Below are 13,102 nucleotides of genomic sequence, written 5' to 3' on the forward strand. Positions count from 1 at the left end.
CCGAGGGCCTCGCAACCGCAATCTGTTTACAATCGCAACGCAACGCGTATTGCGCCCAAGCCAATGCCCGCGACCCGGGTATTGCGGCTTGATCAGCCAGCTTCGGCTAGGCTGTGGCCTGCGCGCATGACCTGACCGCGCACCCATCGACAGATGGGTCGCTCCGGCCGCCTGCCGGACCGGTCGGGTTCCCATTCCATGATGTTCCCGCAACCGCCCCGTCCCGCCCTGGCGCCCTGGATGGCCGGGAAGCCGTTTGCGTATTTTTCGTCCGGAGGTGCCTGCGCCCCTTTTCCCGTAGTGCCTACAACGACAACAACATAATCCTTTGAACCGTAAGGTCTAATACCCATGAGAAAGTTTCTCAAAATCGTGGGCAGCCTGGTGGTGACGGTGGTGGTCGCGGCCGCCCTGTTCCTGTACTGGCCCCTGCATCAACGTTCGGTCCCGGCAGCCGACAACGACAAGCCCCTGGACGCCGTGCTCGTCGGCGGCGGCATCATGAGCGTGACGCTCGCCACCTACCTGCAGGAATTGCAGCCGGACTGGCGCGTCGAACTGTTCGAACGCCTGGACGGCGTGGCGCTGGAAAGCTCCAACGGCTGGAACAATGCGGGCACCGGCCACTCGGGTTTCGCCGAGCTGAACTACACCCCCGAGATGCCCGACGGTTCCGTCGATATCAAGCGGGCCATCAATATCGCCGAGCAGTTCGAGATCTCGCGCCAGTTCTGGGCTCATCAGGTCAAGGTCGGCCGCCTGGGCCAGCCGTCGGACTTCATCAACCCGACCGGCCACATGAGCTTCGTCTGGGGCGATGACCGCATCGAATACCTGCGCAAGCGCCGCGATGCCCTGGTCAAGAGCCCGCTGTTCTATGGCATGGAGTATTCCACCGACCCGGCGCGGATCCGCCAGTGGGCGCCGCTGCTGATGGAAGGCCGCGACGCCAGCCAGAAGGTCGCCGCCACCTACATGCCGCTGGGCACCGACGTGAACTTCGGCGTCATCACCAACCAGCTGACCCAGGGCCTGCAACGCAATCCCAACTTCACGCTGCAACTGCGGCATGAGGTCACTGCGCTGCGCCAGAACGGCGACAAGACCTGGAACGTCACGGTCAAGGACCTGAAGACCAACCAGGAGCGCACGGTGAAGTCGCGCTTCGTCTTCATCGGCGCGGGCGGCGCCTCGCTCAAGGTGCTGCAGCTGTCCGGCATTCCCGAATCGAAGAACTACGCCGGCTTCCCGGTGGGCGGCCAGTTCCTGGCCTTCGACGCGCCGGCCATCGCCGGCCGCCACGAGGTCAAGGCCTACGGCATGGCCGATACCGATTCGCCGCCGATGTCGGTGCCGCACCTGGACGCGCGCAAGCTGGACGGCAAGCCGGTGGTGCTGTTCGGCCCGTTCGCGCTGGCCACGACCAAGTTCCTCAAGCAGGGCTCGGCCTTCGACCTGTTCTCGTCGGTCAACCACAACAACGTCGCCAGCATGGTGGACGTGGGGCTGGAGAACCTGGACCTGGTCAAGTACCTGGTGGACCAGGCGCAACTGACCGACGCCGATCGTCATGCCCAGTTGCTCAAGTACTTCCCGCAGGCCAAGCCCGAAGACTGGCGCCTGGTGACGGCCGGTGAACGCGTGCAGGTCATCAAGCGCGATCCGGAGAAAGGCGCGATCCTGCAGTTCGGCACCGAAGTGGTGACCGACAAGGACAACACCATTGCCGCGCTGCTGGGCGCCTCGCCGGGCGCCTCGACCTCGCCGCCCATCATGCTGAACCTGCTGGCCAAGGCCTTCCCGCAGCAGATGGAGGCGGGTTGGAAGGCGCGGCTGAAGGAGATCATTCCGTCGTACGGCCAGAAGCTCAACGACAGTCCGGCGCTGACCAACCAGATCCGCGCCATGACGAGCCAGGTGCTGCACCTGCCGTACGTGGAGGTGCCGGTGCAGGAAGCCGCGCCCGCCGCGCCGGCCGTGACGCCGGTGGCGCCCGCCGCCCGGGAGCCGGGCGCGCCGGCGCCAGGCCGCAATGCCAACACGGAAATGCAGGCGCTGTAAGGCCCGCCCCGCCCTCCCTCGCCGGAGGGCTTTTTTTGCTCGCGAGGCGACTCGCGGGCACCCGCGCAAGCGGCCTCGCGGCCGCGTTTTTCCGCTACGCCGTCGCGGCGGATCGCCGGCGTCATTGTGCTAAGGTGCCCCATCGGCAACCCGATAATGACAAGCACAATGCGCCATCCCCTGATCTGCCCGCGCACGCCCTGCGCGGCCGTCCTGTTGTCGCTGTCCCTGGCCGCCATGGCCGGTCCGTCGCAGGCCCGCACGATCTATAACGACAAGGGCTTGCGGGTCGAGGAAACCGATATCGGCTTCCAGGACTACCAGGAAGGCAGGCGGCGCAACGCCAGCCAATACACCCTGGCCTACCAGCGCCAGCCGCTCTGCGGCAAGGGCGTCAAGCTGGGCGAGCGTTTCCTGCCGGCGGGCGACCCGCGCCGCGCGCGCGACTATTTCTGCGGTCCGGCCAAGGCCATCAACGCCCACGGGGTGCTGGCCTTCGTCACCCGCACCTCCGGCCACGGCAACCTGCTGTACCTGGATGTCGGCGGCGGCGATCTGCGCATCACCGACATCCCGGTGCAGAAGGAAGGCGCCGGCGACAGCATCGGCGGGCAGGTGTTCCTGGACGCCGGCTTGCCCGGCTGGACGCGCTACGAAAACGGCTGGTACGAGACCACGCTGATCCGCCACGAACCATTCCAGGCCGTGCGGCTGGGACGCGGCCGCCTGCTGGATATCGACAATGGCGTGGCCTTCCTGCTGGTGCCGCGCGACCAGGAGGTTCAGACCGTCAAGCCGGCCAGCCTGGGCCAGACCGCCAATGGCACGCCGGTGGTGATCCCGGCCGAGCTGCGCCAGCGGCCGACGCCATTGCGCTTTCGCGCGGTTGAACTGGAGACTGGCCGCGAGCTGGCCAGCGTGGCCGCGCGCGATGCCTGCCTGGATGCGCCGAGCATGGACTTCTGGGGCACCGGCGGCGCGTCGTCGGCGCAGGTGCCGTATGCCGAACTGGCCGTGTGGCGCGCGCGCAATCTGGTCTATGCGGCGGGCGCCAGGCCGTCCCTGCGCCTGGCGGCGGCCAACGAGCTGCGGCCGGCGGCCAACTGCCGGACCGACTGGCAGCCGGCGCGCTAAGGCGCGCTGGCGCGTCCCGCGCTCTCCGGGGTACGCGCGCCCGATCCCGCCGAACCGCCGCCGTGGCAGTCCGGGTCGGGTCATTCCTGTCCCGGGGTTCTGCGTGCATCGTCGGTCATTATTAGGGTTTCCACTCATAAATGCGCTGAATTTCGCGGATAAGAATTCAGAATTTTTCTTATGCCGGGGGCGCGCGTATAACGGTTGGCGCAGCAATCTGAACCAACCTGCAAGAGAGAAAATCATGAGGGGAAATACCAAGACGGGCCACCAGCCGGTGCGCGCGTCCACCGCCGCATTCATCGGCACGATGATCGAGTGGTACGACTTTTATATCTACGCCACCGCCGCCGCGCTGGTGTTCGGCAAACTGTTCTTTCCGTCCGCCACGGGCTTTTACGGCACGCTGGCGGCCTTCGGCACCTTCGCCGTGGGCTTTTTCGCGCGGCCGCTGGGCGGCGCCCTGTTCGGCCACATCGGCGACCGCATCGGCCGCAAGAAATCGCTGGTCATCACACTATTGATGATGGGCACCGTGACGGTGCTGATCGGCCTGCTGCCGACCTATGCCTCGATCGGCTTCTGGGCGCCGGTGCTGCTGGTGCTGCTGCGCATCGTCCAGGGCGTGGCGGTGGGCGGCGAATGGGGCGGCGCCGTGCTGATGGCGGGCGAGCACTCGCCCGACAAGAGCAAGCGCACCTTCTTCGCCTCGTTCGCGCAGCTTGGCAGCCCGGCCGGCCTGATCCTGTCGATGCTGATGTTCAAGCTGGTGACCGGGCTGGACGATGCCGCCTTCCTCAGCTGGGGCTGGCGCGTGCCGTTCCTGTTCTCGGCGGTGCTGCTGGTGGTGGGCTTCGTGATCCGCCTGAGCGTCAACGAGTCGCCCGACTTCCTGGAGGAAAAACAGGCCCAGGCCAAGCGCGCCAAGCCGGCCCGGGCGCCACTGGCGCAGGTGCTTACCGGCGCGCCGCGCCTGCTGGCGCTGGCCGTGGGCGCCAATGTGCTGGGCATCGCCGGGTTCTACTTCACCAGCACCTTCATGATCGCCTACACCACCCAGTACGTCGGCCTGAACCGCGCGGTGATCCTGGACTGCCTGCTGGTGGTGTCGATCATGCAGTTCTTCATCACGCCGCTGGCGGCCTATATCGCCAGCCGCGTCGGCAACCTGCGCTTCCTGGCGACGATGGCGCTGGTGTCGGTCTTCACGCCCTACGCCATGTTCAACCTGGTGGACCTGGGTTCGCTGGGCGCGATCACCCTGGGCATCGGCGTGGCGGTGCTGTTCATGGGGGCCTACTATGCGGTGATCGCCGGCTTCGTCAGCGACAGCTTCCCCACGGCGATCCGCTACACCGGGATTTCCATGGCCTACCAGCTGTCGGGCGCCATCTTCGGCGGCCTGACGCCGATGCTGGGCACCGTGCTGGCCGAGAACTTCAAGGGCCAGTGGTGGCCGCTGGCCGTGCTGTTCTCGGTGATTTCGCTGCTTTCGCTGGTATCCGTGCTATTGCTGGGCGCCTGCCGCCAGCGCCATGTCCAACTGCAACCCGAGGCTCAACAAGCATGAAGGCGTACTTCCACGACGATCAGAAACTGCATCATCCGCAGACCTATTTCTCGCGCGGCAAGATGCGCACGCCGCAGGAAGTGCCGTCGCGCCTGGACGCGCTGGCGCAGGCGGCGCGCAACCTGGGTTTTGACGTGCAGGCGCCGCCCGACCACGGCAGCGCCCCGCTCGAAGCGGTGCACACGCCGGCGTACCTGCGCTTCTTGCGCGAAGCGCACGCCGAATGGAAGAAGCTGCCCGACGACTGGGGCGACGAGGTGGTTTCCAACGTCTTCGTGCGCGAACCCAACGCGCTGCGCGGCGTGCTGGCGCAGGCCGCGCGCTACCTGGCCGACGGCAGCTGCCCGGTGGGGCCGAACACCTGGCAATCGGCCTATTGGTCGGCGCAGTGCGCCATTGCCGGCGCCGACCGCATCGCCGCCGGCGACCGCCACGCCTACGCCCTGTGCCGCCCGCCCGGCCACCATGCGCGCCGCGACGCGGCCGGCGGCTTCTGTTATCTGAACAACGCCGCCATTGCCGCCCAGCGCCTGCGCGACACCTATGGGCGCGTCGCCATCCTGGACACCGATATGCATCATGGCCAGGGCATCCAGGACATCTTCTACGAACGCAGCGACGTGCTGTACGTGTCGATCCACGGCGACCCGGAGAATTTCTATCCGGTGGTCGCGGGTTTCGAGGACGAGCGCGGCGCGGGCGAAGGCTACGGCTACAACCTCAACCTGCCGATGCCGCACGGCTCGCCCGAGTCGGTGTTCTTCGACCGCCTGCGCCAGGCGCGCGCCGCGATCGAGCAATTCCAGCCCGATGCGCTGGTGCTGTCGCTGGGCTTCGACATCTTCGAGAAGGACCCGCAGGCCATGGTGGCGGTCACGGAAGACGGCTTCGAGCGGCTCGGCCGCGAGATCGCCGGCCTGAAGCTGCCGACCTTGATCGTGCAGGAAGGCGGCTACTATATCGAGGGCCTGGAGTCGAACGCCGCGCGCTTCTTCGCGGGGCTGGCCGGAACCTGAACATGGGACCGGCGTGGCGGACGGAAACCGGCCCTGTCCTTTCGCCGGAATCCGCCACGCCGCCATGTGCCCTGCCCCTGCCCGCCCCGCCCACACCCTGTCGCTCGCGCCCGAGCGCATGGACTGGAACCTGCTGCGCACCTTCATGTTCGTGGTGCAGGCGCGCGGCGTGGGCCGCGCGGCGCAGGCGCTGCACCTGAGCCAGCCGGCCGTGAGCCAGGCCTTGAAGCGGCTGGAGGACGCGGTCGGGGGCATGCTGCTGCACCGGCGCAATGGCGAATTCCGCCTGACGGGGCTGGGCGAGGAGATCTACGCCATCGCCCGCGACATGTACGGCGCCATGGCGCGCATCGAGACCGCCGCCCCGCAGGACCGGCATGAGGTCGCCGGCACCTTGCGGCTGCTGGTCATGAGCCGCATCCAGAGCGCGGCCTACGACGATTTCCTGGCCGATTTCCACCAGCGCCATCCGCGCATCGAATTCCACATCGAGGTGCTGCCCAGCGCCGACATCCTCGACGCCCTGTCCAAGCGCGTGCCGGCGCTGGGCCTATGCCTGTGCCGCAAGCCGGTCGAGGCGCTGGAGCGCCGGCTGTTCCTGCGCCACCATTACGCGGTGGTCTGCGGCCGGCGCCATCCGCTGTTTTCACGGCCGCGGGTGGGCATCGAAGACCTGATGAACCAGAACTTCGTCTGTTTCGCCAGCGACCAGATCGGCGACACGCTGTCGCCGCTGACCATCTTCCGCGACCAGCAGGGCTTCACCGGCCGCATCGTCGGCACCTCGCCGCATATCGAGGAGGTGCGGCGCATGGTGGTGGCCGGGATCGGCCTGAGCTTCCTGCCCGAACACCTGATCGTGCCGGACGTGGTCAACGGCGAATTGCGGCGCCTGCCGCCCAACGAGAGCGTGGCCGAGATCGACGTGTTCCTGACCTGGCACCGGCAGCGCAAGCTGAGCGCGGCCGAGACGGCCTACCTGGAGGCGTTCGAGCGCTTCCTGGCGCGCACGCCGCTGGCGGCCCGCGCCCGCTGAGCGGGCGTTGACGCGGGCCGGGCGCTGCGCGACCTGTGCGGTGTCGCCGTGCGCGCGCGGCGCTCCCCATAGGCGGCGCAGGCGGTTATGGCGATAATGACCCCTTGCGCTTTGCCACCCGTCACCACCGCTCAAGAGGACGCCATGTCTCGTTGGACCTTCTACACCGCGCCGGGCACCTGTGCCCTGGCCACCCACATCGCCTTGCAGGAAGCCGGCGCCGAGTTCGACGTCGTCAAGCTGGATTTCGGCGCGGGGCAGCAGCAAAGCCCGGAATTCCTGCGCGTCAATCCCAAGGGGCGGGTGCCGGCGCTGGCCACCGAGCATGGCGTGCTGACCGAAACGCCGGCCCTGCTTGCCTACGTGGCGCAGCGCTTCCCGGCGGCGGGGCTGGCGCCGCTGGACGATCCGTTTGCGTTCGCCCGCCTGCAGGAGCTGAACAGCTACCTGGCGTCCACCGCCCATGTGGCGCACGCGCACAAGCGGCGCGGCGCACGCTGGGCCGACGACCCGGCGGCGCACGAAGCCATGCGCGCCAAGGTGCCCGAAACCATGACGGCCGTGGCCGCGTACCTGGAATCGCAGATCGCCGGTCCCTGGGCGCTGGGCGACCGCTTCAGCGTGGCCGACGCCTATCTCTACACCATCGGCAGCTGGCTGGAGGGCGACGGCGTGGACTTGGCGCGCTTCCCGGCGCTGACCGCCTACCTGGCGCGGGTCGCGGCGCGGCCGGCGGTGCAGCGCGCCCTGGCGCAGGCCAAGGCCGAATAAGGCGCGCCCGAACAAGCCGGGTTCGAGCAAGCCGGGTTCGAGCAAGCCGGGTTCGAGCAAGCCGGGTTCGAACAAGCCGCTTCCGAACAAGCCGCTTCCGAACAAGGGCGTCTGAACAAGAAGCGTCCCGACAAGACTCGCGGCGCGCGGGCCGGCTCAGCGCGGGGCCGGCGCCGCGTCCGCCGACAGGCCGCGCGGCGTGGTCGTGCCGTAGTCCTCGTCCGCATAGATGCAGGCCGGCAGCGGTGAAACCGCCCGGCCGCCCCGCTCCCACAAGGCCTCGATCCAGTCGGCCGCCGTGTCGGCGATGACGTCCTGCACGCAGAAGCCGGGATCGCGCCCGAACATCGGCACCGGCGGCGTCAGGCCGGTTTCGCCGTGCACCACGTCAAACAGGTGGCGGTGCCCCTCGATGGCCTTGTTCAGCACGTACAGGTCGGGCCCATCCAGGCCGATGACCACGGAGAACGTGCCCTCGCCGTCCTGGTCGGGGAAGATGCCGAACTGGATCTCGCGCGCCTTTTCCGGCAGGCGCGGGAACAGGCCGGCCAGCACGCGCAGCGCGGCGTCAGTGTGGGCGTCGAGTTCACGCCGCAGGGCGGTTTGGTAGTCGTGTTGGTTCATGCCGGGAGCTTAGCGGATCGCGGTGATTTCTGTTATTTCTGTCTTGACAGAAATAACAGAAATATCTACAGTGGCCCCATGAAACTGACTCCGATCGCCGAACGCTTCATCCTCCATTGGGGCGAAATGGGCTCGCGCTGGGGCGTGAACCGCACCGTGGCGCAGATCCATGCCCTGCTCTACCTGCTGGGCCGGCCCGTGCCCGCCGAGGAAATCGCCGAGACGCTGGGCGTGGCGCGCTCGAACGTCAGCAACAGCCTCAAGGAACTGCAGGCCTGGCGCCTGGCCAAGGTGGTGCACGTCATGGACGACCGCCGCGACCATTTCGAAACCTCCACCGACATCTGGGAATTGTTCAAGCTGATCGTCGAGGGCCGCCGCCAGCGCGAGATCGATCCCACCCTGTCGATGCTGCGCGACACCCTGGCCAGTCCCGAGATGGCCGACGAAACCCCGCTCACCGCGCAGCGCGTGCGCGAGACGCTGTCGTTCCTGGAAATCCTCACCACCTGGTCCGATGAAATGCTGCGCATGAAACCCGAGACGCTGATGAAGACGCTCGGCATGGGCGCCAAGATCAGCAAGACAATGCGCCGCACCAAGGCGTGATGGCGTGGGCGGGCCGCGTGTCCCGCCTTTTTTTGGTCTGTTATTTCTGTCTATACAGAAATAACAGAAATTGAAGAATCAATCGGCCGATGCGGCTGGAGGCGGATCACATGAACATCCTGGTATGCGGTGCCAATGGCTTCATCGGCCGCGCGTTGTGCCAGGCGCTGGCGCGCGACGGACACCGGGTGCTCAAGGGGGTGCGGCAGGCGCGGCATCCCGATGAGATCGCCGTCGATTACCGCGTCGATACTACGCCGGCTGCCTGGGTCGACCGTCTGCGCGGCATCCATGTCGTGATCAACGCGGTCGGCATCTTGCGCGAAGCCGACCGCGGCGATTTCGACCGGCTCCATCACCTTGCCCCGGCGGCCCTGTTCGACGCGGCGGCGCAAGCCGGCGTCAGGCGCGTGTTGCAACTATCCGCGCTCGGCGCGCAGCAAGGCGCCACCGCCTATTTCCGCAGCAAGCGCGCGGCCGATGAGCATCTACAGGCGCTGCCGGTGGCGCATCATATTTTGCGGCCGGCGCTGGTGTATGGCGCCCAGGGCGCGTCGGCGCGGTTTTTCCGCGCGCTGGCGTCGCTGCCGCTGCACGCCCTGCCCGCCGGCGGACGCCAGCCGCTGCGGCCGATCCACGTCGATGAGCTGGCCGAGATCGTGGTCCGCCTGGTCGGCGGGACGGTCGATGCGCCGGCGGTGCTCGATCTGGTGGGCGGCGCCGAGGTTACCTTCAAGCGCATGCTGGCGGTCTATCGCGCATCCATGGGCTTTGCGCCGGCCTGGACGCTGGCCGTGCCGGGCGCGCTGGTCGCCGCGGGCGCGGCACTGTGCGACCGCCTGCCCGGCTCGATCCTGACGCGCGACACCTGGCGCATGCTGCGCGCCGGCAATAGCGGCGACGCGGCGCTCACCACCCGCGTGCTGGGGCGTCCGCCGGCTGCCATCGACGCCTTCATTACCCCGGAACAGGCCCCCGCCCTGCGCCAGCAGGCCCTGGCGGCCTGGCGCCCCGCCCTGCTGCGCGCTGCGCTGGCGCTGATCTGGCTGTGGACCGCGCTGTGCAGCGCCTTCATCTACCCGACCGGCGACAGTCTGGCGCTGCTGGCGCGGGTCGGCCTGCACGGCCCGGTGGCCGTGGCGGCGCTGTACCTGGCCGCCGCGCTGGACGCCGTGTTCGGCGTCGCCACGCTCTGGCGACCCGGCCGGCGGCTGTGGGCAGCGCAGCTTGCCCTGGTGCTGGGCTATTCCGCGGTGATCGCGTTGGCTTTGCCGGAATTCCTGTGGCATCCGTTCGGCCCGCTCCTGAAGAACGTCGCCGTCGTCGCGCTCCTATTCATCCTGTTCAGCGAGGAAACCCAATCATGAACGCCTATCTCACGATCAAGACCCTGCACATCCTGTCGTCCGTCCTGCTGGTGGGAACCGGTTTCGGCACCGCGTTCTACCTGTTCTTCGCCAACCGCACCGGCTCGGTGCCGGCCATCGCGGCGGTCTCGAAGCTGGTGGTGCGGGCCGACCTGTGGTTCACCACGCCCGCCGTGGTGGCGCAGCCGCTGACCGGATTGTGGCTGGCGCACACCGCCGGCTGGGGCTGGACCACGCCGTGGATCGCCGTGTCGATCGGGCTGTACCTGCTGGCCGGCGCCTGCTGGCTGCCGGTGGTGTGGCTGCAGTATGAAATGGCGAAGATGGCCGGTGACGCCCACACGGTCGGCGCCATGGCGCTGCCGGCGCGCTACTGGCGCTTCGCGCGTTATTGGGAATGGCTGGGGTACCCGGCGTTCCTGGCGATGGTGGGGGTGTATTTCCTGATGGTGGTCAAGCCGGCGCTGTAGGCGTCCGGCTTTCCCGCCCCAAGGGTCTGGCCTGCCCTGCCCGCCGTGGCGAGACCCGCGCCGGGTCGGCGCGGATCCCGCGCGGCGGTTTCAGTCGATGGCGGCGCCGGCCGTCTTCACGACCTTGCCGAGCCGCGTGTATTCCTCGGCGCCGAACTCGGCCAGCGACTGGCGCGTGGTCGGCGACGGGATCGCGCCGCGCGATTCCAGCGCCTGTTTCACCTCGGGCCGCTGCAGCGCCCGGTTCACGGCGGCGTTGAGCTTGTCGAGGATGGCGGCGGGCGTGCCCTTGGGCGCGTACAGGCCGTCCCAGGCGAAGAACTCGTAGCCTTTGACGCCGGCCTCGCTCAAGGTCGGGATGTCCGGATTCGACGCAACACGCTGCGGCGTGGTCACGCCCAGCGCGCGCAACTTGCCCGCAGCGATCTGGCCGGATACGTTCGGCATGACGTCGATCAGCAGCGAGATGCGCCCGCCCAGCAGGTCGGTCATGGCGGCGCTGCCGCCCTTGTACGGGATGTGCATGATCTTGACCCCCGCCATCTGGTTCAGCAGCTCACAGGCCAGGTGCGACGAGGTGCCGTTGCCGGCCGAGCCACAGGTCAGTTCGCCCGGATGCGACTTGGCGTAGGCCAGCAGCTGCGCCAGCGACTTGAAGCGCTCGTCACTGGCGTTGACCACCAGCGCCGCCGCGATCACGGTAAAGCGCGAGACCGGCTCGAAGTCGCCCGGCGCGTAGCCCGGCGACTTGTACAGCCAGTGGTTGGTGGCCTGGGTGCCGTTGGTGCCGTACGACAGCGTGTAGCCGTCGGGATTGGCGCGCGCCACGATGGCGGTGCCGATGTTGCCGCCAGCGCCGGGCCGGTTCTCGATGATGATGGACTGCCCGAGTTCGCGCGACAGCGGCTCGGCCACCAGCCGTGCCAGGGTATCGCCGCCGCCGCCGGCGGCGAAAGGCACCACCAGGGTGATGGCATGGGTGGGCCATTCGGCGGCCTGCGCCGGCGCGGGGCCGGCCGCCAGCGCCATACCGGCGGCGGCGATGCCGAACGAGATTTTGAGGGGGATCATGGTTTGTCTCCTTGGGGGTGCGGGGCGCGCGGCCGCTGGTTTTGATGTATCGGACGCGCGTGGAACGAAAAATGGAATGGTGCGACAGGCTCCCGGCGGCGTCACACGAAGCGGCAACTGACCGCGCCGAGCACGCCGTAGTCCACGTGGAAGGTGTCGCCTTGCTGGGCGAACACCGGCCTGGTGAACGAGCCGCTCAGGATGATCTGGCCGGGTTCCAGCGCGACGTCGTAGCCGGCCAGCTTGTTGGCCAGCCACACCACGCCGTTGGCGGGATGGTTGAGCACGCCCGCCGCCAGGCCGGTCTCCTCGATCACCGCGTTGCGCGACATCATGGCGCCGACCCAGCGCAGGTCGACGGCATCGACCCGCACCGGCCGCCCGCCCATCACCACGCCGGCGTTGGCGGCGTTGTCGGCGATGGTGTCGAAGACCTTGCGCGGCCGCTTGCTGTCGGGGTCGATCTGGTGCGAGCGCGCGTCGATGATCTCCAGCGCGGGGATCACATAGCGGACCGCGTCCAGCACATCGAACAGCGTCACGCCGGGGCCCTTGAGCCGCCGGTCCAGGATGAAGGCCAGCTCGACCTCGACCCGGGGCACGATGAAGCGGTCGTGGGGGATCTCGGCGCCGTCGTCGAACAGCATGTCGTCCAGCAAGGCGCCGTAGTCGGGCTCGTCGATCTGCGAGGACAGCTGCATGGCGCGCGAGGTCAGGCCGATCTTGTGGCCGACCAGCCGGCGGCCGCCGGCGATCTTGGCCGCCACCCATTCGCGCTGGATGGCGTAGGCGTCGGCGATGGTGATGTCGGGATGTTCCAGCGACAGCTGGCGCACCTGGGTACGGCTGCGTTCGGCCTGGTCCAGTCGCTGGGCCAGCGCCTTGATGGTCGCGGCGTCCATGGAGGTTCCTTGGGGTGTCATGGGATTTTCCGGCAGGGGTTGGGGAATGTCATTCGGGCGGCAGATGGCGCCGGCTGCGCTTTTCCACCAATAGCCAGTCCTGGCCGCTGGCGACCAGCCGGTCCTGGCAGTCGCGGATGGCGACCAGGCGCGGCGCCCCGCCCTGCACTTGCGGATCGCTGTCGTAGGCGGTGAGGAAATAGCCGACCATGGCCTGCGATCCGCTGTGTTCCAGCAGGCGCAGGTTGGTGATGACGTGGCATGTGGCGCGCTGCGGCGCGCGCGCCTCCAGGGCCGCCAGCACCTCGCCCGGCCCGGTCAGCAGCTGGCCCTGGCGCAGCCAGGTGCCATCTGGCGCCATCAGCAAGGCGGCAGCCTCGTGGCGCCGGGTATCCAGCGCGTGGAAAAAGGCCAGGACGACCGCCTCGCAGGCGGCCTTGACGTGTTCGGTCTGCATTCCGTTCTCCATCG

At 68.3% G+C, this 13,102-nt stretch carries 13 protein-coding genes; 9 read left to right on the top strand and 4 right to left on the bottom strand.

Annotation, left to right across the window (positions count from 1 at the left end):
• Nucleotides 1-351: 351 nt before the first annotated feature.
• The 6 genes from mqo (at nt 352) to ABFG95_RS28405 (ending at nt 7,588) form a co-directional block, all read left to right on the top strand.
• Nucleotides 352-2,061 (top strand): malate dehydrogenase (quinone), encoded by a 1,710-nt coding sequence (gene mqo, locus ABFG95_RS28380; protein WP_278990846.1) that lies wholly within the window; start codon nt 352-354, stop codon nt 2,059-2,061.
• Nucleotides 2,062-2,229: 168 nt separating this feature from the next.
• Nucleotides 2,230-3,195: a hypothetical protein gene (locus tag ABFG95_RS28385; protein ID WP_348995218.1), complete on the top strand. Its 966-nt coding sequence runs from the start codon at nt 2,230-2,232 to the stop codon at nt 3,193-3,195.
• A 244-nt stretch (nt 3,196-3,439) separates the two neighbouring features.
• Complete coding sequence (locus ABFG95_RS28390; RefSeq protein WP_049073705.1) at nt 3,440-4,765, top strand: MFS transporter; 1,326 nt, start codon at nt 3,440-3,442, stop codon at nt 4,763-4,765.
• Nucleotides 4,762-5,781, top strand: coding sequence for a histone deacetylase family protein (locus ABFG95_RS28395; protein WP_348995219.1), 1,020 nt, complete (start codon nt 4,762-4,764; stop codon nt 5,779-5,781). The genes ABFG95_RS28390 and ABFG95_RS28395 overlap by 4 nt, the downstream gene beginning before the upstream one ends.
• Nucleotides 5,782-5,845: 64 nt before the next feature.
• The gene (locus tag ABFG95_RS28400; protein ID WP_348995220.1) at nt 5,846-6,817 is read left to right on the top strand and encodes a LysR family transcriptional regulator; all 972 of its coding nucleotides are present in this window, start codon (nt 5,846-5,848) and stop codon (nt 6,815-6,817) included.
• Nucleotides 6,818-6,961: 144 nt separating this feature from the next.
• Nucleotides 6,962-7,588: a glutathione S-transferase gene (locus ABFG95_RS28405; protein WP_049073700.1), complete on the top strand. Its 627-nt coding sequence runs from the start codon at nt 6,962-6,964 to the stop codon at nt 7,586-7,588.
• A gap of 156 nt (nt 7,589-7,744) precedes the next feature.
• Here the strand turns inward: ABFG95_RS28405 and ABFG95_RS28410 are convergent, their stop codons facing one another.
• Nucleotides 7,745-8,212 (bottom strand): DUF6389 family protein, encoded by a 468-nt coding sequence (locus ABFG95_RS28410; RefSeq protein WP_348995221.1) that lies wholly within the window; start codon nt 8,210-8,212, stop codon nt 7,745-7,747.
• Nucleotides 8,213-8,290: 78 nt separating this feature from the next.
• Here ABFG95_RS28410 and ABFG95_RS28415 point away from each other — a divergent pair, with 78 nt between their 5' ends.
• The 3 genes from ABFG95_RS28415 to ABFG95_RS28425 all read left to right on the top strand — a co-directional run bounded on the left by ABFG95_RS28415 (nt 8,291) and on the right by ABFG95_RS28425 (nt 10,658).
• Nucleotides 8,291-8,821 carry a MarR family transcriptional regulator gene (locus ABFG95_RS28415; protein WP_049073696.1) on the top strand — a complete coding sequence of 177 codons (531 nt, stop codon included), beginning with the start codon at nt 8,291-8,293 and terminating at the stop codon, nt 8,819-8,821.
• Nucleotides 8,822-8,931: 110 nt separating this feature from the next.
• Nucleotides 8,932-10,188, top strand: coding sequence for an SDR family oxidoreductase (locus ABFG95_RS28420; RefSeq protein WP_348995222.1), 1,257 nt, complete (start codon nt 8,932-8,934; stop codon nt 10,186-10,188).
• Complete coding sequence (locus ABFG95_RS28425) at nt 10,185-10,658, top strand: DUF2269 domain-containing protein (RefSeq protein ID WP_348995223.1); 474 nt, start codon at nt 10,185-10,187, stop codon at nt 10,656-10,658. Before ABFG95_RS28420 ends, ABFG95_RS28425 begins: the two co-directional genes overlap by 4 nt.
• Before the next feature lie 90 nt (nt 10,659-10,748).
• On the opposite strand, the gene ABFG95_RS28430 is transcribed toward ABFG95_RS28425, so the two are convergent.
• The 3 genes from ABFG95_RS28430 to ABFG95_RS28440 form a co-directional block, all read right to left on the bottom strand.
• Nucleotides 10,749-11,729: a tripartite tricarboxylate transporter substrate binding protein gene (locus tag ABFG95_RS28430; protein WP_348995224.1), complete on the bottom strand. Its 981-nt coding sequence runs from the start codon at nt 11,727-11,729 to the stop codon at nt 10,749-10,751.
• 101 nt (nt 11,730-11,830) lie between these two features.
• Complete coding sequence (hpaH, locus tag ABFG95_RS28435) at nt 11,831-12,631, bottom strand: 2-oxo-hept-4-ene-1,7-dioate hydratase (protein ID WP_175146016.1); 801 nt, start codon at nt 12,629-12,631, stop codon at nt 11,831-11,833.
• A gap of 49 nt (nt 12,632-12,680) precedes the next feature.
• Nucleotides 12,681-13,088, bottom strand: coding sequence for a nuclear transport factor 2 family protein (locus tag ABFG95_RS28440; protein WP_068950857.1), 408 nt, complete (start codon nt 13,086-13,088; stop codon nt 12,681-12,683).
• Nucleotides 13,089-13,102: the final 14 nt, after the last annotated feature.

It is taken from the genome of Achromobacter sp. HNDS-1 (genome assembly GCF_040084795.1).
Lineage (GTDB): Bacteria > Pseudomonadota > Gammaproteobacteria > Burkholderiales > Burkholderiaceae_B > Achromobacter > Achromobacter ruhlandii.

What these genes read in the sequence shown, in the direction of transcription:
- mqo (WP_278990846.1), top strand. Translation starts at nt 352, where the DNA reads ATGAGAAAGTTTCTCAAAATCGTGGGCAGCCTGGTGGTGACGGTGGTG.
- ABFG95_RS28385 (WP_348995218.1), top strand. Translation starts at nt 2,230, where the DNA reads ATGCGCCATCCCCTGATCTGCCCGCGCACGCCCTGCGCGGCCGTCCTG.
- ABFG95_RS28390 (WP_049073705.1), top strand. Translation starts at nt 3,440, where the DNA reads ATGAGGGGAAATACCAAGACGGGCCACCAGCCGGTGCGCGCGTCCACC.
- ABFG95_RS28395 (WP_348995219.1), top strand. Translation starts at nt 4,762, where the DNA reads ATGAAGGCGTACTTCCACGACGATCAGAAACTGCATCATCCGCAGACC.
- ABFG95_RS28400 (WP_348995220.1), top strand. Translation starts at nt 5,846, where the DNA reads ATGTGCCCTGCCCCTGCCCGCCCCGCCCACACCCTGTCGCTCGCGCCC.
- ABFG95_RS28405 (WP_049073700.1), top strand. Translation starts at nt 6,962, where the DNA reads ATGTCTCGTTGGACCTTCTACACCGCGCCGGGCACCTGTGCCCTGGCC.
- ABFG95_RS28410 (WP_348995221.1), bottom strand. Translation starts at nt 8,212, where the DNA reads ATGAACCAACACGACTACCAAACCGCCCTGCGGCGTGAACTCGACGCC.
- ABFG95_RS28415 (WP_049073696.1), top strand. Translation starts at nt 8,291, where the DNA reads ATGAAACTGACTCCGATCGCCGAACGCTTCATCCTCCATTGGGGCGAA.
- ABFG95_RS28420 (WP_348995222.1), top strand. Translation starts at nt 8,932, where the DNA reads ATGAACATCCTGGTATGCGGTGCCAATGGCTTCATCGGCCGCGCGTTG.
- ABFG95_RS28425 (WP_348995223.1), top strand. Translation starts at nt 10,185, where the DNA reads ATGAACGCCTATCTCACGATCAAGACCCTGCACATCCTGTCGTCCGTC.
- ABFG95_RS28430 (WP_348995224.1), bottom strand. Translation starts at nt 11,729, where the DNA reads ATGATCCCCCTCAAAATCTCGTTCGGCATCGCCGCCGCCGGTATGGCG.
- hpaH (WP_175146016.1), bottom strand. Translation starts at nt 12,631, where the DNA reads ATGGACGCCGCGACCATCAAGGCGCTGGCCCAGCGACTGGACCAGGCC.
- ABFG95_RS28440 (WP_068950857.1), bottom strand. Translation starts at nt 13,088, where the DNA reads ATGCAGACCGAACACGTCAAGGCCGCCTGCGAGGCGGTCGTCCTGGCC.